Origin of the sequence: Pseudoalteromonas undina, assembly GCF_000238275.3 — a bacterium.
Lineage (GTDB): Bacteria > Pseudomonadota > Gammaproteobacteria > Enterobacterales > Alteromonadaceae > Pseudoalteromonas > Pseudoalteromonas undina.
On the sequence record NZ_AHCF03000003.1, the window covers coordinates 1,611,181 to 1,633,422 of the forward strand.

The window sequence follows — 22,242 nt, forward strand, 5'->3', positions numbered from 1 at the left end:
ACTTTTAAACAATTAAAAGCCAATTAAAGTAATTGGCTTTCATGAAAAAATACTTTCTTATTTCAAATTAGCAGAACGGAAAGTATTATTTTTCTGCCAGCTATTTTCTTGCTGTAGTGGTAATGAGCCATTTTGATTTATATTCGTGCCCGAAAACGAATGTTGATTCCATACTCGCGTAGCAGGTGTCCACTTACAGCTTCCTGAAGTTTTAACAGAAATACCATTCGTTCCGATAGCACCATCTGGTAATAAAAGTGTGTTAGAGACAGATACAATTTCTCCAGAGCCATCACCGTCCAAATCAACTATTATTGGGTATTCCCAAATAGTACCTGATGATTGAGGCGAATTATAAATTAACTTGTTTTCAGATGCACTGAATACGTTTAAACCAGTTTCATCAATATTAACTATTTCATCTTTGCCGTCGCCGTTGAAGTCATAGGTAATAACGCCGCCACGTTTGCTGGAAGGATCATTAATATTGAAGGAGTTAATTAATACGCCTTGCTTGTTAAGTACCTTAATAAACTCCCCGCCAGCAACAACAATATCGGGCTCTCCATTACCATCAACATCTCCAATAGAAGGAACACCGCCGCCTAAGTCTTCTGACTGATATTCCCAAATAATTGAGCCATCGTGCTCTAAGAGTTTGACACTACCATCTAGGTCTGTCAGAACAATTTCAGGGTATTCATCATCATCAAAGTTACCAATAGCTGAAAAGCCCTGTTGTGTATTTTTATTCCAAAGTACACTTCCATCTTTAGTAAATAATACACCGTTAGCTAAAACTTCCTGTTGACCGCCAAGATCAGAGTCAAAAGCAATTGAATCAATAACTTTAAAATTACCTTTGTCGTAGTTTAAAGGTTTTTCAAGCTTGACAATAGAACCATCTATTAGATTTACAATGCTATTACCAATTATAAATTCAGCATATCCATCGCCATCTAAATCTGAAATTGATGAGTTTCCGTATGCGAACCCTTTTGGAATAGCTTTTATTAATTCACCTGAATTGCTATAGATTTTAAAGCTATGATCAGTCGAATCTCTAACTATAACTTCAACTAAACCATCGTTATTAACGTCAGCTGCAGAAATAGAATAAGTTGAGGTTGCCTTAATTGTCTTATAATTGAAAGTTCCATCAAGGTTCTCTGTTTTCCATAACTCTTCGCCATCAATGCCACTCAAGGCTCTTACCACGCCTTGTGCACGATAGTTAGCAATATTAAATGTTACAGCAATGATGTCAGTAACATCTTTCTCATCAATTACACCATCGCCATTATCATCATTCAGGTTTACAGCAATAGGGGTTGAGATGACTTGATTATACTCAGGCAAGAACTCACTGCTGTTCCAACTCCATTTATCAACAATATTAATATCGTTACAAATAGGCTCCCCTATTTGCGGTAAATCGCCATCAAATTGGCCACCCAATAACGCCATTGAACCATGAAAACTTTGGCCAATAATTGGCATTTTAGCGGTACCGTACACACCTCTTACATCTGCATGAGGTGCCAATATCACACCTTGCCAACGATTGCCTTTAATATCTAGCTTTTGTGCATTAGTAAAGTTGAATACGGTTTTACTTGCATGACGGCGTAAACGCCAAAAGCTTTTACCTTTTACAACTACGTTGTCATCACCTGTAATATTAAAAATTACTGTTGCATCGGCAGGAATTCCCCATACTTTAAAAGTATGCGCTTTAGCAAAGTCACGAGCATCTAAATTAAATACTTGTCTATCTGAACTGCCATCACCTTGTAGATAAAGACCACCCCATTTACGGTATACTGTGCCTGTTTCGTCTAGCTCGCTTAGTTCTGAGCTTAAATCTTTGTAGTATTGTTCTTGCTCATCAAAATTAAATGGCATGGCCGATTCATCTTGGTTAGAAAGGATTTTAGAACCCCATTCCATCCCCCAGCGTACACCCCAATGAATATCAGCACCACCACCAGCAATCATGCTACCAACATATTGGCGGCCGTATTTAAATTTTATACTTGATTCACTAATTAAATAGTACTCATCGCGACTGTAAGGGCGGGTGTAACCCACGCTGTAACCATTAAGATCAATTTCACCGGCGGCAATTGCCCCATCTGCACGACCAAAATTTGATTTAAAATCTTCAAAAACAAATGCAGAATAGTTGTTGGCTACACCTAGGTCAGCAGCAAGCGTTGATGAGCTGGCTAAACTAAGTGCAATTACAGCACTCAATTTCTTAAGTTTAAGCAAAGAGTTTGTCATTTTATCCCTCAAAAAATGAAAGTGCTGTGTAGGCACCAAATTGATATTATTTGTTTAACAAAGGTATCGTTTCGTTATGTTTCTGTGGGCATTATATATACAAAAAACTCAAAAAGGAATAAAAACACTACAAAAGTACTAAATTTAGTAAGATTTAGAAGAAACAAAATTTTAATTCAATAACTTACAGGTTAAAATTAATTTAAAAAAGGTAAAAACCCTCCAAAAGAATCATTAAATGTTTAATTATTGTTAACAAAATTGCAAAAAGGGGGGGGTTTAAGTTAAAGCAGTTTGATCGTGCTTTTTCAAAAGGTTCTTAGAGTGATTTGCTTTATTATGATAAAAGAGATATTTGATTGGTAAGGGCTTTACAGAATAAATAAAAAATTTATGAAAAAGAACAGTATTCTCACTCCCCCAATGACATTACTTTTATTAAGTAAGCCTCTGATGGTTATTCTGCTCACCCTAACCACTTTGGTTTCAACTTTTTAGATATATTAATATTTCTAACGTCGTTTCGGAGGATATGTTTTACACTTTAGCTTCGTAATTTACTCGCCCAATTTAATATGTACACTATCCTAGAGTCACTATATTTTTACTAAACAGGTCAGTAACCAATGATATATTTACTTTTCTCGTTAAGGAGCTTCTTCGTCAATAACGCCAAGAGCATACTGATCAATACAAAAATGAAAGATAGAGCAATAAAATATCCCCACTGGAATAAAGCCGTTTCAGGAGTTGGTAATTTTAAGTTTCTAAATATGAAAATTAAATAAGGATGTATAAAAAATACAGCAAAGCTTGTACTCGCGAGGTTTTCAAAAAACAAATTACTCTTAGAGTACTTTTCTAACAATAAGAAGAAGAAAAATGAAAGAAGTATCTTTTGTAAAAACATATAATCGATACCTTTAAACTCAAGAAATGGTTTATGGTAGCTTCCCATATCACCTAAATAAGTCTGGATCAGCGTGAAACTGATTGATAATAAAAACAGCAGCCAAAACCGATTGCCTTGAAAAGCCTTTAACAAGGATTCTCTACATTGTGATACCACAGCACCGGTCAGATAAACAGGGAAAAAAAACACAATAGAATGAAAGTGGTTCATATTATCGACCGGTCTATGGATAAAAATCGACACACATGAAAGAATCAGAATCAACGACACCTTAAATTTAAAATCTTTTTTAAGTATGTGAACAACTAATGGCGAGAGTAAAAATAAGAGTAACGCAAAGGGAATATACCAATAAGCGGTCATGAACCGACCTGTTACTTCATATTTTAGAAAAGGTATCATAAACTGTGATATTGCACCTTCAGATTTAGGCAGAAAGTATCCATCTGAAATTGGGTTAGATACATATATATATAAACATATTGGTATGATCGACAACAACAGATACGGCCATAGCAGTTTCGCGGCTCTAGAGAAGTAAAACTTAGAAAAAGTAAACTTCCTTAAAAATACAACTTCAAAAAGAAAACCAGATATAAAAACAAAAAGAATGGTGCCACCAGATAACAAATTTCTAAAAAACACTTCCCAAAAACTATCTAAAACGACACCAGAAACATCGAAGGAATGACCGAAAACAATAAACATTATTGCTATTGCACGGAAATTATTAATTGAATTGTAAAACAAAAGTATATTCCTTTAAATTGGTTTTATCTCAATATTATTTATTTTTCCTGAAAATCCGGTCTTACCAGTAGAGAATCTTAAGCGGCCATATTCCGGTTTACAAATTGGTACTCTGGTATGAAAAATTCCAGAATTATTTATTTTTTTATGAAAATCTCCAATATTAATGTAGGCAGAACCTTCATCAATTTCGACTTTATATTCGAGTAAATATATGGGATATCTTAACTTAGTTTTAATGAAGTAATCACCAGTTATAGAGAACTTATCAGCTTCATAATTTTCAACGGTTACATTACTAGGCCATATATTATCACCTAGTTCATCGATACTATTATGGTCAAAGTTGGTTTCGGATAATATTGGCTTCAAAGAAATAGACTGCATAGCACCAGTAAACGTAGTTTGTGTACTCACTACAGAAACCATATCTTGATTTGGTTCACAAATGATTGCTACAAAGGAATTTCTTCCCTCCTTTGTGATTGGTATAATTGAATCTCCAATGTTTAGAATTGGGATGCCAGATTTAATCTCAGCATCAAAACTTACACGATATAAAGCATAATTTAAATTTCTGTTATTATAGTTTCCTCCAATAATTGAGTATGGTTCAGGTATGTCTACCACAATATCCCCACCATCCCATATGTTGTAACCACTTGTATTTATAGCTGCAGACATACCTGGAGTTTGAGGTGTAATCTCTATTGAAAATTGCACTAACCAATTATGAAGTGGCTGCTGATCTACAAAAGAAATAAACTCTGAGGTATCTCTGATGTTCGTTACTGGAGTTTTCTGATTAGCAGTATTTTGTCTGTCATCTAGTGTAAAGCCACTATCTATTTTTCCACCTACTTCGAGTGTAGTATTAAACTCGAGTACTAAAGAATTACCTTGAATAGACACTTGAGGTATATATTCTATATTACTTGGAGAAATATATTTAAGACCATAACCTGGAGCCTCAGGCAAAGTCTGAGTATCTATAACCAAATCCCCTTCTGGAACATGTAACGTTACAAAAGCTTTGTTATTTTCTATTCTTAAAAACTCAGGTTGTAGTGGCTTCCATTTTTTATTTAATTCAAATGTAGTAAAGATAGCTTTTGCAAAATACTCACCTTGTAAAATGTAACCTTTTGCATTTAAGTGAGTTCTCTCATCAGATCTATTGAAGTAATTTCTGTTGAGAAAATATTTGGGCATTACTAGAGAAACTGTTTCATTATCATTTGCAAACTCCCAAGATGAGATAGCAATATCGTGCCCATAACTTACACCCGTTTGATCCATAAATAAAATTGGATTGCGGGTTTTAGAGGAAGTCGTTTGTACTTTGTTCTTATACGCATTATATAATTTACTAAGTTTCTGCTTATATTCCTGTAAATTAGAGTTTGCGTTAGATTCACCATGGATCCAAGTAATAAAAGGAACATTGAAGTTTTCACCACTTTCAAAAGCTAATCGCTCACCAGCTCTAAGCATTGTGAGTCCATTTTCAAATGGTTCGGTGCCGTATTCCAGTTTACTTATCTTTTGCCCACCACGGCCATGAGGTGCATAAACAAACTTAGGGAAAGGCTTATTCTCAAGTGAATATAAATACTCTAACATTTCAAACATCGAGTATGCATGTGTTTGTCTAGTTAGATCTTTCAAAGGCTCTAAAAACCTGACGTCACTCTCTACTAAGCTTTGGTCGAACCGAGGAGCTGTCGTCCGCACACCGTTAAATAAAAAGACTTTATTAGGGTTAACCTCATCTCGAAAAATTATCGGGTTCATATCTTGGCTAGTGTGACCTATACTGAGAGACTGACCTGAAGACAATACTAAATTGTAGTCATCAATAGCTCCAACACTATTAAATGAGCTTAAAAGAAGTAAAAATAAGTAATACCTCATTTTTCTTTACTTAAAACCATATAAATAACAGGGATTATAGAGTAACCAGCAACACCAGATAAAAATGAGGCCTCAAATAAAGAAGTAATTATAATATAAACAGCCATCGAGTTACCTAACCTATTTTTGCATTTAATAACAAAATTATAGCCAAGAATTGCAGTTATACATAACATGCCACCCAAACCAAGACTAAAAAAAGCTTGCAAAATTAAGTTATGAGCATGAGCAGGTGTATAACCGATAATATCCTCTAATCTCGGTAAAGCTAAAGATGTTACGCCAATACCATAGCCAGTAAAAGGCCGCTCAAGTGCCATATCAAATACCGCAGGCCAGATATAAGTTCTGCCAGTAAAGGTGAGGACTTCTTCAGGATCACCGTGGCGAGATACATGCCCAAGGAAGCCATAAAAGTCAAATGCAGCGTATATTATTAATAAAGAGGTGAAGATTATTCCTGATAAAATCACAAATAGAATAAACTTATTTCTTCTGTATAAAAATAACGATGAAAAAATAAATGATATAAAGGCAGTCTTACTATCACTCAATAACAAAGCAGCTAAAGACAGTAAGAATGCAATAATAAAAAAAGATTTTGTAATAACAGACTTATTAAAAGAATGTAACAAAAACAGGCAATATACAGCACAAAACCCACCCATTGCATTTGATGTTGAGAATACGCCACTCATACGAGGACTTACAAATAAAACATCATTTAACCAATAAATGTGCCTTCCTAAATCGGGTAAAGCTAAATAATAAAAGTAAGAAAAACAAACAACTATAAAGAATGACAAGCTAATTGAATAAAGCAGAAAGTCATCTCCAAACCTGCTTTTTACATACTTAAAATAAAAGTAAAAAGCTGCATATGAGAGCACTACAACAAAGCTACGGAAAGGGAGCATTGAAAAGGGTAACATCAATATGGCTAAGAGAATAAAAGCAAAAAATAAAAACTCATGATTGTTAGACACCCTAAAACCGAATTTATAAAAATATATAAATGCAATTAAAATACCTCCACCCCATGCCATCAATCTTAATACAATTTGAAAATCGACACTATCACTTCCATATTCGCGTATTCTGAAAACAAACAAAGAAAAAATAATAAATATTGAGAAGAGAAATAAGTTAAAGAGTCTTATCCTATTCATGGAAGAGCCCTTTTATAACAATTAGATAATAAGTCATTGCTAAAAACAGCCAACCAATAAAAATATAAAATGATAATGAAACTTGTAAATGAAGAACTAAATTCAATAATAAAAGAGATGAAACACCCAAACCTGATAAAAGGTATGATGAATTCATTCTTTTATACATATTGTTTTTAACGAGCAGCATTTCAACACTTCTGGAGCAAGATAAACAAATAAGGATACCTGCCCAGAATAATAAATCATTAAGTTGAGGGACAGCTTGATCGGCATACACAATTGGAAATAAATAAACAGCTATTAATAGGCAAAGTGATGAAGCAACAAAAGAAATCACAATATACTTTTTGAACAAACTCTTCACAAATATTTGTGCATCATCTTTTATACTAGCTAGTTTTCTTTGATCAATTGCCTCCACTGATTTGATCAATATTTGCACTGGCTGAAATACTGATCGAGCTATAAATAGTATAGAAGAAACTGTTGCAGGATACAGAGCCGATACAAGCAAAAAAGGAGAGTGCACGAGTAATAATTGAGAGATGGATTGAACATTGCGATTTAATAAATTTCTTGTATCACGAAACCAAAAAAAAATATCCCATTGCTGTTCATCCGTATGAGCTTTTTTAAAAACAATGTATATAGCGATTACAATTAACTCTAGAGAAAATAAACATAAATAGGTGTTTATCAAAAGTTTTATAGATACACCATCAAACAATAAAGAAGCTGCAAGAGTAAACATCAAAATAGCAGATACCAATACAGGCAGAAAGTACAGCTTACTCACCATAAATAGATATCTAAATGTTTCATGCATAAACAAAAAAGCGAATAAAGCCGGGGCTAAAAGCCACTGTTCTTGAGATGGAAAAACAAAATAGGTGCTAATGAGAATCAACATCATAAATAGTACTAAGAGAAAAAAAGAACAACTTAGAAACTCAATGACTCTAACTTTACTGCACTTATCTTCCTTTAAATTAAAAGGTATTAGCACAATTGTTCTTTGAAATGATAAGAAAATTAATGAGAGAGTCATAGCAACACCAAACATAACTACTGACTCATTTCCCGCATATTTAAGTAAGAGAAAAGTTATTAGAAAATTAGCACCCGAAGATAGCATCGAGTCCACTAATAAAGATAATTTATATTTCATCATCTATCATTTTTTTTATATATGTACCAAGGTTTTCTGTATCGTGCTCTTTTTCAGTGGTGAAGAAATCATTCATCTCACTTAATTTCTCTATTTCTTGGAAAATATTTTTCAAATTTTCCACATCACGGCACACCCGCATTAAGCTTGTTGATGAGGTCAACGGTTCAAACCTTGAAATAGTATCTAGTTGATGGTCATTTCTGTGCTCATTAAACTTAGCGAGCCTAGGCACAACTATAAGCTTTTTATTTAATTCCAGACACTGAATAATGGTTCCCATACCAGCGTGAGCAATAACAATATCGCACCAATCAAGTTTCGCTTCGTACTCATTGGAGCTCAAAAAATCGATAGTTTGAATACCATCGTAAGCATTCAAATCATCACCAACTTGAGCAAAAACATTCAAGTTTAGTGGTTTATTTATATCGTTAATTGCCTTTATCAATCGTTCAAAAGGTAATTGCGCACCTACGGTTACAAGAACTTTCATTATATAACTCGGCCTTTATATTCAACATTATCGCCAGCTAAATCTGGCCATTGGGTTAATGTTTTATGCGCAAATTTCTTTGCCATTCTTCCCGAAGCAGATAACTGTTTTGTATTCGCAATACTATCCACCCACATGGTTTTTCTAAGTAATATTCGACCAATTACTATAGAGGTTAACCCTGGCATTGCACCTGTGGTTACTATCCATTTAGGTTTATGCTTTAAAATAATTTTTAACAATTGAAAAGCGACTATTGGAGTACGGGCTAAAGTGTCTCTTGACACATCCTCAATTAAGGTTTCATTCTCAAAAGAAGATGTATCGTGCTCATTTACTTTCGTTCGTACAAATAAAATGTCATTAGAATCAAAGTTAGCTTGCTTCATAATTCTGCTCAATTGCACATAATGACCACCCGTTGATGCAATTGCTATGAGTTTCTTACTCATTTATTAATATTCCTAAAGCTTTGGTTTTAATATTTTCACGAATAACAACAGCAGGATTGCCCGCGACAATTGTCCCTGAACTTACATCTTTTGTCACAACAGCCCCTGCAGCTACAATGCATGAATCGCCTAAGGTAACTCCAGGCATTATGATTGAATTGCCACCAATGAAACAATTTTCACCTATTCTCACGTCTTTATGGATGGCTCTACACATGTCATGTGTTAAAATTACAGAACCAAACGCAATATAAGTACCAGCTCCTATGTGAACCCCTTTCGGGTTTGTCTTATCTAACTTTGCTTTCAACGAAATCCTAACACTTTTATGGATATTCATTTTATAAAAATGGATATACCAGAGTGTGATGATGGATAATATAAAATGTCGTACATAGACGTGTATGAATCTTTTCATATTCTTGTGCTCTCGTCCCTTTCCCATTTGATTGTCTTTATTTTTTTAATTTGCAACTTAGCACGAAGCGTAGCTATTGAAATTACCGCTGCATAAACTAAAAAATTAAGCAACGCTTTCTCTTTGATGGCTACTTTAAGCAAAGAAGAAAAACTATTACTACCTGTAGTGGGCGACGTAAACTTATTCTTTAATTCCATATTGCCTAATTTACTTCTCGTTTTAATTTTAATAAGTGACCAAATTGTTCTTGGACTCATTACAACTGAATAACAAGAAGGAATCGTAGTCAAGTTTGCTGAACCTAAGGTACCTTTAACATAACCATCGTCGGCAATAACTTGAGGGAACGTTCCTAAAATATCGCGAGCTTCTGGAGAAATAAGATATGCACCAGAGTTAACCATTCCAACCCTATAAGCAGGAGTGAGTTTCAAAAAACAGTAGTACATATTGGTTAAACAACTGCCATCTTGAATTATTTTTGTTTGTGGAGAAGCAAATAAATACTGTTCATTTTCAATAAACTTAAGAATGTTTCTGACACTTTGCGTGTCTATAATAACATCAGCATCTTGAACAAGCACATGTTGAAACTGCGCAATTTCCAGCCCTTTATTTATAGCCAAGATTTTTGAGCCGGTATCAAGCTCAAGTACTCTAAATGAAGGGAATTTAGCTCTAACAAATTCGGCTGTATTATCTATACAGCCATTTGGTAAGACAATTACCTCAACCTCCAAACTCGAAAAATTCGTTAATTCGGATAGCGTTCTTTCTATACATTTTTCTTCATTATATGCAGGTATTATAATTGTCAGCATTTTAACACCCTTCTACTATAAAGTATTTCGACCAATAGAATAATAATTAAAGCCTTTATTTTTTAACCTCTTAGGTTCGAACAAGTTCCGTCCGTCAAAGATAACAGGAGTCGTTAATAGTGACTTTATTAACGAAAAATCTGGAGCTTTAAAGTTTTGCCACTCAGTACAAATAACAAGGGCATCTGCATTATTTAATGCTGATTCTTTGGTGCCCATAAAGCTTAAGTCATTTCGTGCACCATATATACGCTGCGTTTCTTCCATTGCTTCTGGATCATAGGCTTGCACTTTAGCCCCGGCTTCCCATAACTGCTCCATTAGAATACGACTTGGTGCTTCACGCATGTCATCTGTATTAGGTTTAAAGCTTAAACCCCACAACGCAAAAGTCTTGCCTTTTATTGCATCTGGCTTTTGCTCTAAATCATAATGCTTAGTAATGTATTCAAATAATTTATGCTTTTGAGCATAATTTACTGCTTCAACTGCTTTGAGTATTTTTGATTCGTAGCCTATGCCGTCAGTAGTGCGAACAAGTGCTTGTACATCTTTTGGAAAACATGAACCGCCATAGCCGCAACCAGGATAAATAAATTGATAACCAATTCGCGGATCTGAGCCTATGCCATGGCGAACATGTTCTATATCAGCCCCTACGCGCTCAGCTATATTAGCCATCTCATTCATAAAACTTATTTTTGTAGCGAGCATGCAGTTAGCTGCATATTTAGTAAGTTCAGCACTTTTAATATCCATTACAATAATTTTTTCATGATTTCGATTAAATGGAGCATATAGTTCGCGCATTTGTTCTTCTGCATCAGCTGAATCGGTACCAATAATTATGCGATCAGGACGTTTACAGTCACTAACAGCAGCCCCCTCTTTTAAAAACTCAGGATTTGATACCACTGAAAAGGTTAAGTCACTTTTTCGGCTATCAAGAATTGATTGCACTGTTGCTTTAACCTTATCTGCAGTGCCGACGGGAACTGTTGACTTATCGATAATAACTTTTGGCTTTTGCATATGTGTAGCAATAGTTTCTGCTACTTTTAACACGTATTTTAAATCTGCTGAGCCGTCCTCGTCTGGTGGAGTGCCTACTGCAATAAACTGTAGTTCACCAAATTCAACACCAAACTGGGCATCTGTCGTAAATGTTAAACGCCCTTCGGCAAAGTTTTTTTCCACTATAGGTGTAAGCCCTGGCTCATATATTGGGATAATACCTTTTTTTAAGTTTTCTATTCTTGTTTCATCAATATCGACACAGCAAACATCGTGGCCAGCGTCTGCAAAAACTGCGGCTTGAACTAAGCCAACGTATCCAATTCCGTAAAAAGTAACCTTCATTTTATATCTCTCGTTGTTTAAGCAGTTCTTTCACACGCTTTGTAAACTCTTCACCCATTGTGGTTGACTGCATTGCATACTCGACGTTTGCGAGCATGTAACCTAGTTTTGAGCCGCAGTCATGCGACTTACCTTTTAAATGATACGCTTCAATTGTTTCAAGATGACGTAACTGTAGTAATGCATCTGTTAATTGTATTTCGCCGCCAGCACCGGGAGGGGTATATTCGAGCAAGTCCCAAATAGCAGGCGATACAACATAACGCCCTGTTATTGCTAAATTGCTTGGCGCTTCGTCATTATTTGGTTTTTCAACCATGTTGGTAATGGCTGCATTTTCACCAGGCTGGATTTTTTTACCTGCTAAATCAACCACACCATAGTTGTGTACTTCTTGATGTGGGACGGGCTCAACCATAATTTGGTTATGCTGGGTGCGCTCAAATCGGTCGATCATTTGCGTTAAGTTATCAACCTTTAGGTTCGACTTATATTGATCGATAATTACATCGGGCAACAAAATAGCAAAAGGGTTATTGCCAATGATAGGCCGGGTTTCAAGTATTGCATGGCCTAACCCTAACGGCGCCGATTGACGAACCGATATAATGCTTACATCTCTTGGGATTATTGAACGAACTTCTTCTAGCAAGCTGCGTTTTACGCGGGCCTCTAGAGTGGCTTCTAGTTCAAAGCTAGTATCAAAATGATTTTCTATAGCGTTTTTAGAGGCATGGGTAACCAGCACAATTTCTTTAATACCGGCTTTTACGGCTTCGTTTACAACATATTGAATGAGGGGCTTATCGACTAGCGGAAGCATTTCCTTTGGTGTTGCTTTTGTAGCTGGTAGCATACGGGTACCCAAGCCTGCAACAGGCAAGACTGCTTTTAATACTTTCACTTCAATTCCTTTTATAGTTACTTTTGGTTATAACGTAGATATTTATAAATGCCGCTGCGAATAGCGAGTTTAAAACACTACTAACCATATGGGCGGGTATTATACACAACACATATAATCGCTCAATATAAAAAGCAGCCTTTTTGACTGTTTTAGGTTAATTTTTTGTTAACTGGTTATTTTTGCCTTTTTTGTAATCTATCAATTTACTTTCAATGGGAATATAATAGTGCTGTTAACTTTTAAGGGATGGGATTTGTGCGCGTAGGAATTTGCATAATTATATTAGTGTCTTTTTTTGCTTGTGCACAAGACATGCTTTTACATTTGCGTAATAGCGATATAATTACCCGTGCCAAACAGTTTTACGGCGATGCAGGCCACCAACGAATAAAAACGTGGCTGAGTTTTATAGATGACTCTGCCAATAAAAGTGAATGGCAAAAAATTCATTTAGTTAATGACTTTTTTAATAAGCATATAAAGTACAAAACCGATGACGATCTTTGGCAAAAAAAAGACTACTGGGCCACCCCACTAGAAAGCTTAGGTGTAGGCATGGGTGACTGCGAAGATTATGTTATTGCTAAATACTTTACTTTAATCGCTTTGGGTATCCCAGAAGAAAAAATACGCTTTATGTATGTACGCCAACGTACCGTTAATCAACCGCACATGGTATTAATATACTTTGAACAACCTGACCAAATCCCGTTGGTGCTCGATAATTTTAATACTAAGCTAGTGCCTGCTAGTAATCGTGGCGATTTAAAGCCTATATATAGTTTTAACGGCCAAGGCTTGTGGTTAGCCAAATCGAAAGGGTTAGGTAATAAGGTTAAAAATAGCCGTGGGGTTTCTGCTTGGAACACTATGCTAGAACGAATTGAACAAGGTGAGCTTGCGCCCGCTAATGGTAACAACAAAGGAACTAGTAGTTATGTCTCGAATCTTTAAATATGGATTGAGTTTGAAGACCCAAGTTTATGGCTTGATCATTTTAATTTCGATTATTTCATTTTGTGTACGCGTTATTACCGACGTGGATACAACCCGTAATTACTTACAAACGCAAATGGCCAGTCATGCGCAAGACACTGCTACTAGTTTAGGGCTTTCTATATCTCCTTATTTAGAAGACGACAGCCTAATGATTGCCCAGACGATGGCAACCGCTATTTTTGACTCTGGTTACTACAGTGAAATTAAGTTTACTGATGTACAAAATAATACTGTATTTGAGTTACAAAACCCTAAACGCGTTGAATCAGTTCCTAGTTGGTTTATTAGTGCTGTTGAACTAAGTGCCCCGACTATGCATTCTGAAATAAATAATGGCTGGATGATGGCGGGTACACTTGATGTAACTAGCCATACAGGGCAATCGTATTTAACCTTGTGGCAACACACTCTTCGCAGCTTATATAGCTCGTTTTTACTATTGGCTGCATCACTCGCTATTGCATTTTTAATATTACGTGCGGTATTTAAGCCATTAAAAGCAGTAGAAGATCAAGCCACTTTAGTAACCCGCAAACGCTTTACCTTAAATAAAGAAATACCGGTAGCAAGGGAGCTTCGTACTGTTACACAAGCCATCAATAACATGGTTTTAAACTTACAAAGTACGTTTGATTCATTGACCAAGCAAACTCAAGCACTGACCGAAGAAGTATATATAGATTCGTTAACGGGGCTAGGTAACCGTAAGTCGTTTGAAAACCACTTTAATTCTGTTGTAAATAACATTTCAGACGATGCGCCAATTACTGCGTTGATGCTTACCCTGCCCTCATTAAATAATATAAACCAAATAGTAAGTTACCAAGATGGTGACCAGCATGTATTAGATGCAGCTAAAATACTGAAACATGTCACAGAAGAATTACCAAATTCAACGGTATTTAGATTGAATGGCGGCACGTTTGTGTTACTTGCCCCTTATGACGTTTTATTTTTAAATAAAGCTCGTTTGGAGCTAAGTGATACATTAAGTAAAAAAGAAAACAGCCTACACATAAATGGCTATGCAAATTTAGCTATAGTTGCAGTTGAACAAGGTGTAAGTGTTGGTGAAGTACTGTCGTTGCTTGACACCGGGTGTACTATAGGCGAAGACACTACAATTGATAATAACGATAAAGAGTCACTATTTAGCGTTAACCAGTGGCGTAAGCTGATTAAGTCGATTATCAATGCTGGTGAAGTGAGCTTTTCGGTACAGCCCGTAAAACAAGCTAATAAAGTTAATGCTCAATGTTACTTTGAAGTGTTTTCTCACTTTATCCATGATGGCGAAAAAGTTAATAATGGCCACTTATTTGCCATGGCCGAAAAGTTAAATTTAACTGAAGAACTCGATAAAAAAATTATACGCAATTTTGTTGATATTAAAGAGCAATACCCAAATGAAGTATTTGCACTAAATCTTAGTAAGGCATCTTTATATTCAACTGACTTTATAGAATGGCTTACTCTTTATTCGCATACTAAACCGGTTATAAAAACTAACTTACTGTTTGAACTGCATGAAATAAGCTTATTGTATAATGTGCATGTTGCATCGTTACATATAGATGCAATTAAAGAGTTGGGTATTAACGTATGTATTGAGCACTTTGGCACCAGCTTAACATCGTTTAGATATTTACAAGGTCTTGATATTGAATATGTAAAAATAGATGGTAGCTACATTCAAGACTTAGTAACTAATCCGCAAAGCCAATTTTATATTCAAACAGTTAATAATATTTGTCATGGTTTTGGGATTAAAGTTTTAGCCTGTTTAATTGAAAAAAACGAGACTTTAGAAATACTTGAAGACTTAGGATGTGATGGTGTACAAGGTAATTTAATACTGCCACCATCAAAAATTATTAAATCTAATGAAAATGGCGTAAATAAAGAGTTTACTTTTTGCACCGATGCGCTAAAATTTTGCAATTAGTACTCAACCAAGGGACGAGAAATGAAAAAATTACTTTTAGCTGGCTTAGTCGCTAGCGCAACAGCACTTACTGCTCTTCCAACCTATGCACAAACGGATAATGCTGCGGTGGTTCAAGAAGTGGGCATAAATAGCATAATTGATATTCTTAATAATGTAACAGCAGATACTTCACCTGAGCAATTACGCGAAGATTTAGTAGAAGCTATTAAACGCATTTGTAAAAACAAAGAAGAAGTTAAGTTAGACGAAAAGCTGCTTAATGGCGCATGTGGCGCTGCAGATATTGATGCAATGGTTGCCGCTGTTGTAGCTAACTTTGGTGCAGATAACCCTTTAATTTCTGACTTTTTAGCAGCACTTACAGCTGCAGGCTTAGACTCTGATGCAATTACACTGGCAGCAATTACTGCGGGTGTTGATGCTACGACCGCTTCTGAAGCAACTGCTGCAGGTCCGGGTACTGACCAGCCAGCTCCACCAGTAGTAAGCTTACCAACATTACCTACACCTCCAGGTTCTGGTGGTACAGGCGGTGATAACGGTATATCTGAAGTCGGTAACTAGTTTTTACTTTTAGTATATTTAAACGCAGCCTATTGGCTGCGTTTTTACTTTGTTTGAGTTTATTTTGAATCGTTTTATATTCTTTCTTATTTGTTTGACCCTATTTTTACTCCCTCTTCCTTTAGGTAGTTACCGACCTTGGGCAATTTTAGCTATTGGCATTTTAACTAGCTTTACCTTTATTACTCACCTTACCCACAGTGTGTTAAATAACAACCAATCGCTGTTTCCACCCCGCTATTCTTGGCCACTATTTTTTACTCTAAGTGCAGTTGTTTTAGTTTGTGGTATACAACTATTTAGCGTAAGCGTTGATGCATTTCAAACCAAACAAATGTTATTAAAAAGCAGCTTTTTACTCATGTTGAGCTGGCTCGTATTTAACTACTGCAATAGTGCCGAGCGAATTAAAAAATTAATTTATGCTGTTATTTGTGCCGGTGTATTTCAAGCTTTGTATGCTAGTTATTTAAACTTATCGCCCGATATAGTAAGTCCTTTATTTGGTTACAAACATACAGATCGTGCAATTGGTACTTTTACCTATTCTAACTTTTTAGCTAATTACTTAGCTTTATGTTTATGTTTAGGCATTGGTGTTTTAATTAGCGAATTAAAACGCACTAACAATGGCTATAAACCTACTTTAAAACAAACGCTACGCGCCTGGGCCGAAATATTATTGAGCTCTAAAATCATTTTACGAATTTCGTTAATTATTATTATTGTGGCGCTTATTTTAACTCGCAGCCGTATGGGTAACTCGGCCTTTTTTATCGCTTTAATAATAGTAAGCTTACTAGCGCTGTTTGTTTATAAGCAAAAGCCTAAAGCATTTAAATTGCTGATTGTGAGCTTTTTCATTATCGATTTAATTATTATTGGTGCCATTTTCGATGTAGAAAAAGTAAAACAACGGATTAGCGAAACCAGCTTGCAGTCGGAAACACGGGATGAAGTTGTACGAGACTCAATTCCGCTGATTTTAGATAACCCATTATTGGGCTCTGGTGGCGGTACTTTTTATACTGCGTTTCCTGCGTATCAATCTGAGCCCTACTCTGGTTATTACGACAATGCGCATAACGATTATGTGCAATTTGCAGTTGAGCTAGGCATTCCTGCCACAGCGTTATTAGGACTCCTGGTGCTTTATTGTTTGTGGTTATGTATTAATACTATGCGAACGCGTAAAACAGCGCTTTATCAGGGGGTGGCGTTTGGTTGCGCTACAGCTATTGTAGCAATGATGCTACATTCGTCAGTTGATTACTCTTTACAAGCCGGCGCAAACTCAATGCTGTTTATAGTGGTGTTATGTTTAGCTATATTGACCAACAAGTTACCGGCACCAAAACGGATTAAAAAACGACGAAGTTAACGGGCTGCGGGGGTCGGGTTACGGGCCTAATCTCGAAACCCGTCGCCCGCCGCTCGCGACATTAAAAAAATGACGTGACATGAAATCGCTGCTACAAGTTGGCAATAATATCAACCTAACACCTAAAACCTAATTCCTGTATTTAAATTACTGTTCTTCTAAATCAAATTCGGTGGTGTGGCCGTCCCCGTGGATTAACTGGTACCTTGCTAAATTACCCGCTTCAAGCGTGACTAAACTAATCGCTGAATCGCTTACTAAGTACTTTTGCCCTTTTCCTTTAGTTTGGTGCTTGTCTACTTCCATATGCCAGCGTTTGGTAAAAAAGTTTAGTGGGCTTTTGGGGCCGTATAAAATAGAGTCGAGCTTGTCGAGTACATTTATTAACTTTCGCGGAAACTCATTTTTAATGCCACTTGCAGTCAGTTGCCAAATTCTGTTGGGGTGATCGCCAAAACGCTTTTGCACCGAAAAACAAAATGAATAGTGTACATCGCCGGATAAAATCAGCGTTTCGTTTGGGGTGTCGGTGCGCCTAAAGGTGTTAAGTAACTTTTTGGCTGAGCCTTCGTGCGCCATCCAGTTTTCTACATCAACCATAAGTGGTTGCCCACACATGTTAAACACCGCTTGAATTGCCTCAATCGATTTAACTCCAAACACGGGAGCAGGCGACACAATAATGACTTTGTCGTGGCTTAATAGGCTTTCTTCAAGCTCTGTGAGGCGTTCCCAATCAAGTAAACCTGAAGGTTCGTTAAAATTTTGCTCATTACGCCAACGGTGCGTACGGGTATCGAGCACCACCACTTTAGGAATGGTCATTAACTCATAATGCCAATGGCTAAAGTCGTTCAGGTGCTTATCAAAGCTTTTAAATTGCCACTGCTTATCACCGGCTAAACCGTCGTTAAAAGGGCTCAGTAACGATCCGGTTTTTTGTAGTGCGTCGTTGCCCATTCCCTGAAACAACCAATAGCTCGCTAAGCCATTATTTACAATACGCTTGCTGCTAGGGTTTTGATTAATGGCTTGCTCCCACCCTGCGGTGAGGTTCCAATCGTCGGTTACATCATGGTCATCAAACATCATTAAGGTAGATACGTTGGCAAACAATCGCTCTACCTTTGCTAAACCTTGTGCATAGTCAATTAATGCGGCTTTTTCTGCATTAAATAGCGTTTGATTTTTTTCGTTACCACCTGAGTAACTTAAGTTATTTAGGTCAATGTATTGCCATGCTTGGCTACTAAAATTGAGTAAATACAGCGCTACAAACTCTTCAAAATGAATTAGGTGGTTATACGCTTTAACACTGGAAAAATGCGGTTCGTCCTTTTTTAACCAATAGCCAATACCTAGTTTTGAGCGGTTTTTCCATGAAGTAGTTGGTAACAAGTAATGGCGACCATATAGTTGCTCTGCAATGTCAGCGGGTAAATCTAAATCAAGTGGCTGCTCTTTATAAATACCTAAGTGTTTAATTAGCTGATGTATAGCTAGTAGCATAGGGCCAGCTACATCGTCAGCATAAATTTGATCGCCCGAAAGCAATAATAACTGTGCCCCCTGCTGTTCATTACTTCGCTGAACGGCTTGCCAATGGCTTGAACTTACTAGGCTGTCTTTTGCAGGATGATGCGCATTGCGGCACGAACCATGTAATATTTGTGTCAGTTTTTTGGGGATCACAAATTCAGGTAATGGCTTATTGTTAAAGCTAAACGCAGATAAATCAACAGGGCTGTCATCAAAAAATAGTTGGTATAATAATAAAGTATCGCGCGGGAATTGGCTGTTTATAGGTTTAATTACCACAAACTGTAAGAATAAATGCTCCCCTAGCCTTATGGTGTCTTGTTCGCTATAGCACTCGTAGCCAATTAGCTCTACACGGCAATTTACTGGCTTTGAAGTAGCAAACTGAATACAAACTGCAGCTTTTTCTGCTCGGCGCACCATGGGCCCCATAATTAACAGCGGGTGTTGCACCGAGAGAATCGTCATGAGGTTAGCCTTTAGCTGCTAATTTAAATAAAGAGTAAAAGTTATCAGTAGTGGCTTTTGCCAACTCGTTAAAGCTAATGCCTTTGAGTTCACTAATGTAATAAGCCACGTCTTCAACATGCGCTGGCTGATTAGTTTTACCACGATATGGGACTGGTGCTAAATAAGGCGAGTCGGTTTCAATAAGCAGTCGATCGAGAGGAATTTGCTTTACTACCTCTTTAAGCTCTACCGCATTTTTAAAGGTCACAATGCCTGAAATAGAGATATAAAAGCCCATATCAATGGCTTTTTTGGCCATATCCCAATCTTCGGTGAAACAGTGAAGTACCCCACCGCAATTTTCTGCTTTGTGCTCACGCATTAAATTAATGGTATCGGCACGGGCATCACGAGTATGAATAATAAGTGGCTTTTGTAATTCATTAGCTACCTCAATATGGCCAACAAAACTCGCTTGTTGCACTGCATGGATGTCTTTTGCGTAGTAATAATCGAGCCCAGTTTCGCCAATCGCCACCACTTTGTCGTGTGAGGCTAAATCAATTAATTGCTGTTTGTTGAGTGCGTCTTTTTGATCGAGCGGATGCACACCACATGACGCAGAAACGTCGTTGTAATGTTTTATTTGCTCTAGCATATTGGGGAACTGATCAAGTGTGACGCTTACACATAAAAAATGTTCTACTTTTTTAGCGCGAGCGTTATCAAGTACTTGGTCTAGGTTTAAATCGAGTTTATCAAAATCAAGACGGTCTAAATGGCAATGAGAATCTACAATCAAAATAAGGCCTGTTTTTACTACATGGTATAAGTTGGATTGCCGGAGTTTAACATAGTCCCCAGCAGTTTTTCGATCTTCGCGTTTAGATTGGTTTTGTCATCTAAAAAGCTAATGCCGATCCCCGGTGGATTTGAGCTCTGAGCGCCTTGTGGAGTGACCCACGTAACCTTTCCGGTAACCACGTCATCTTCTAGCGCATCTGGCAAGGTAACGCGTAAGGCAAGTGAATATCCTGGTTCATAACGCATATTGGTGCGTACAAACAAGCCACCTTTTTTTAAAAAAGGCATGTAACAGCGATATAGTTCGTCAAGGTCGTCTATGTCTACTAATAGCTCTTGCATATCTAGTCCTTTTTATTGGTTACGTAATATGTACGCTAGTCGTGATACCGCAAGCGGTAAATTTAGCCCGAGTATTTGTATATTATTCTGTAAAAAATCATTCAGCGCTTGCTGAGCTACTTGGTAAGAGTCAAAACTCATACCATTTAAAAGCTGTTGTTTAAGCTGCTCACTCAAAAATAAAGTGAAAATACGAACAAGCTCAGGCTGTTTATTTATTATATCGACTAACGCATTGAAATTATGGCTTTGTTTAAACTCAGTTGCAAATTTATAAAGCGTATCAATATTTTCTAGCTGATTTTGCTGTTGCCACTGCTTTACTTGTAGTGGTTGGCTATAAAATAACGACAACCACGGATAATTAGGCACATCTAGAGAGCTAAGCCATTGTTGAGCTAATTGATTATTAGTTACTTTAACCTCGGTTTTAGCACAACGGCTTAAAATAGTCGCTGGTAACTGCGCCACTTGGCTGGTAGTCAAAATTAAAAACCGGCTATTACTTGGTTCTTCAAGGGTTTTTAATAACGCATTAGCCGCTGCGGTGGTCATTTTTTCGCAGTTTTGAATAATCGCTACTTTATTGCCACTTTGAGCCGCGGACTGGTGCATAAAATCGCTTATGCCGCGAATATCATCAACACCTATGCTTTGCCCTTCTACTTGGGTAATGCGCTTGTCTGGGTGTGTACCCGCTAAGTTTAATGAACAACTTTTACAGTGCCCACAAGGTCTTAGTACGCTAGTGGGGCTACTTAACTGTGCTTGCGTATTTTGGCATAACAAACTGTTTGCGAGCTGCTCACTTAGTTCAAACTTACCAACGCCAATGGGCCCACACAACAGCTGCGCATGGTGAAAACGCTGCGCTTTATAGCTTTGAGTTAAGCGTTGCTCTACCTCATTAAGCCACGGCAATGCCATATTATTTTAACCCTGAAAAAAATGTGCGTAGTACATTGGTAATATCACGATGTACTTTATCGATGCTTTGGTTGGCATCAACTGTTTTTATGCTGTCATCATCATTTGCAAGCTCAATGTAACGCATACGGGTGCGCTGGAAAAACTCAATGGCTTCTTGCTCAATTCTATCTAGCTCACCCCGGCCTTTTGCACGTTCAAGGCCAATAACAGGGTCAATATCTAGGTAAATGGTTAAATCGGGTTTTAAACCTTTTAACACCATAGACGATAGCGACGCTAACGTGTTTGCACTAATTCCTCGCCCGCCGCCTTGATACGCCTGTGACGATAAATCGTGACGATCAGCCAATACCCACTGGCCTTGTTCAAGCGCTGGGTTGATCACATTATGCATTAGTTGTGAACGCGCGGCATACATAATTAGCAGCTCAGTTTCAAAAGCTATTTCTTCTTGGTGCTCAGCTTTTACTAAAGTACGTAACGATTCAGCCAGTGGGGTTCCACCGGGTTCGCGCACATTAATAAAATCAACATGGTGATGATTTAAAAAGTCTTGGCACAGGGCAATGGCGGTAGATTTACCAGCGCCCTCTAGGCCTTCTATAACTATAAATTTTGGTTTCATA

Annotated in this window: 20 protein-coding genes; 4 read left to right on the forward strand and 16 right to left on the reverse strand. The window is 37.0% G+C overall.

Going from position 1 to position 22,242, the window contains the following annotated elements; translation table 11 throughout:
• Window positions 1-57: 57 nt before the first annotated feature.
• The 11 genes from PUND_RS11075 to galU form a co-directional block, all read right to left on the reverse strand.
• A complete protein-coding gene (locus PUND_RS11075; protein ID WP_010389667.1) occupies window positions 58-2,286 on the reverse strand; it encodes a choice-of-anchor A family protein in 2,229 nt (742 codons plus the stop codon).
• Between the two features lie 616 nt (window positions 2,287-2,902).
• Window positions 2,903-3,949, reverse strand: a complete 1,047-nt coding sequence (locus tag PUND_RS11080; protein ID WP_010389666.1) for an acyltransferase family protein — start codon at window positions 3,947-3,949, stop codon at window positions 2,903-2,905.
• Between the two features lie 12 nt (window positions 3,950-3,961).
• Complete coding sequence (locus PUND_RS11085) at window positions 3,962-5,863, reverse strand: hypothetical protein (RefSeq protein ID WP_010389665.1); 1,902 nt, start codon at window positions 5,861-5,863, stop codon at window positions 3,962-3,964.
• On the reverse strand, window positions 5,860-7,032 hold the full coding sequence (locus PUND_RS11090; RefSeq protein ID WP_084601841.1) for an O-antigen ligase family protein: 1,173 nt from the start codon (window positions 7,030-7,032) through the stop codon (window positions 5,860-5,862). The genes PUND_RS11085 and PUND_RS11090 overlap by 4 nt, the downstream gene beginning before the upstream one ends.
• On the reverse strand, window positions 7,025-8,170 hold the full coding sequence (locus tag PUND_RS11095) for a hypothetical protein (RefSeq protein ID WP_198501065.1): 1,146 nt from the start codon (window positions 8,168-8,170) through the stop codon (window positions 7,025-7,027). The genes PUND_RS11090 and PUND_RS11095 overlap by 8 nt, the downstream gene beginning before the upstream one ends.
• A 22-nt stretch (window positions 8,171-8,192) precedes the next feature.
• A complete protein-coding gene (locus tag PUND_RS11100) occupies window positions 8,193-8,699 on the reverse strand; it encodes a glycosyltransferase (protein ID WP_010389662.1) in 507 nt (168 codons plus the stop codon).
• Complete coding sequence (locus PUND_RS11105) at window positions 8,699-9,151, reverse strand: glycosyltransferase family protein (RefSeq protein WP_010389660.1); 453 nt, start codon at window positions 9,149-9,151, stop codon at window positions 8,699-8,701. Before PUND_RS11105 ends, PUND_RS11100 begins: the two co-directional genes overlap by 1 nt.
• Complete coding sequence (locus PUND_RS11110; protein ID WP_240539510.1) at window positions 9,144-9,461, reverse strand: acyltransferase; 318 nt, start codon at window positions 9,459-9,461, stop codon at window positions 9,144-9,146. Before PUND_RS11110 ends, PUND_RS11105 begins: the two co-directional genes overlap by 8 nt.
• Before the next feature lie 104 nt (window positions 9,462-9,565).
• Entirely contained in the window at window positions 9,566-10,393 is an 828-nt protein-coding gene (locus PUND_RS11115) for a glycosyltransferase family 2 protein (protein ID WP_010389658.1), read from the reverse strand.
• 15 nt (window positions 10,394-10,408) lie between these two features.
• Window positions 10,409-11,752 carry a UDP-glucose dehydrogenase family protein gene (locus tag PUND_RS11120; RefSeq protein ID WP_010389656.1) on the reverse strand — a complete coding sequence of 448 codons (1,344 nt, stop codon included), beginning with the start codon at window positions 11,750-11,752 and terminating at the stop codon, window positions 10,409-10,411.
• A 1-nt stretch (window position 11,753) separates the two neighbouring features.
• Window positions 11,754-12,656 (reverse strand): UTP--glucose-1-phosphate uridylyltransferase GalU, encoded by a 903-nt coding sequence (gene galU, locus PUND_RS11125; RefSeq protein WP_010389654.1) that lies wholly within the window; start codon window positions 12,654-12,656, stop codon window positions 11,754-11,756.
• Between the two features lie 258 nt (window positions 12,657-12,914).
• Between galU and PUND_RS11130 the strand changes: the two genes are divergently transcribed.
• The 4 genes from PUND_RS11130 (at window position 12,915) to PUND_RS11145 (ending at window position 17,551) form a co-directional block, all read left to right on the forward strand.
• Entirely contained in the window at window positions 12,915-13,613 is a 699-nt protein-coding gene (locus tag PUND_RS11130) for a transglutaminase-like cysteine peptidase (RefSeq protein WP_010389652.1), read from the forward strand.
• Window positions 13,597-15,603 carry a bifunctional diguanylate cyclase/phosphodiesterase gene (locus PUND_RS11135; protein ID WP_010389649.1) on the forward strand — a complete coding sequence of 669 codons (2,007 nt, stop codon included), beginning with the start codon at window positions 13,597-13,599 and terminating at the stop codon, window positions 15,601-15,603. Before PUND_RS11130 ends, PUND_RS11135 begins: the two co-directional genes overlap by 17 nt.
• Before the next feature lie 21 nt (window positions 15,604-15,624).
• On the forward strand, window positions 15,625-16,170 hold the full coding sequence (locus PUND_RS11140; protein WP_010389648.1) for a hypothetical protein: 546 nt from the start codon (window positions 15,625-15,627) through the stop codon (window positions 16,168-16,170).
• A 64-nt stretch (window positions 16,171-16,234) separates the two neighbouring features.
• Window positions 16,235-17,551 (forward strand): O-antigen ligase family protein, encoded by a 1,317-nt coding sequence (locus tag PUND_RS11145; RefSeq protein ID WP_174375333.1) that lies wholly within the window; start codon window positions 16,235-16,237, stop codon window positions 17,549-17,551.
• Window positions 17,552-17,698: 147 nt separating this feature from the next.
• Here PUND_RS11145 and PUND_RS11150 read toward each other — a convergent pair whose 3' ends face one another.
• From PUND_RS11150 to tmk, 5 genes are read right to left on the reverse strand one after another with little or no spacing between them, the layout of a single operon-like run.
• Window positions 17,699-19,558 (reverse strand): alkaline phosphatase D family protein, encoded by a 1,860-nt coding sequence (locus PUND_RS11150; RefSeq protein ID WP_010389646.1) that lies wholly within the window; start codon window positions 19,556-19,558, stop codon window positions 17,699-17,701.
• Window positions 19,559-19,562: 4 nt separating this feature from the next.
• The gene (locus tag PUND_RS11155) at window positions 19,563-20,342 is read right to left on the reverse strand and encodes a TatD family hydrolase (RefSeq protein ID WP_010389645.1); all 780 of its coding nucleotides are present in this window, start codon (window positions 20,340-20,342) and stop codon (window positions 19,563-19,565) included.
• Between the two features lie 17 nt (window positions 20,343-20,359).
• Entirely contained in the window at window positions 20,360-20,686 is a 327-nt protein-coding gene (locus PUND_RS11160) for a PilZ domain-containing protein (protein WP_010389644.1), read from the reverse strand.
• A gap of 12 nt (window positions 20,687-20,698) precedes the next feature.
• Window positions 20,699-21,613, reverse strand: a complete 915-nt coding sequence (locus PUND_RS11165) for a DNA polymerase III subunit (protein ID WP_010389643.1) — start codon at window positions 21,611-21,613, stop codon at window positions 20,699-20,701.
• Window position 21,614: 1 nt separating this feature from the next.
• Complete coding sequence (tmk, locus tag PUND_RS11170) at window positions 21,615-22,241, reverse strand: dTMP kinase (RefSeq protein ID WP_010389641.1); 627 nt, start codon at window positions 22,239-22,241, stop codon at window positions 21,615-21,617.
• Between the last annotated feature and the right edge of the window lies 1 nt (window position 22,242).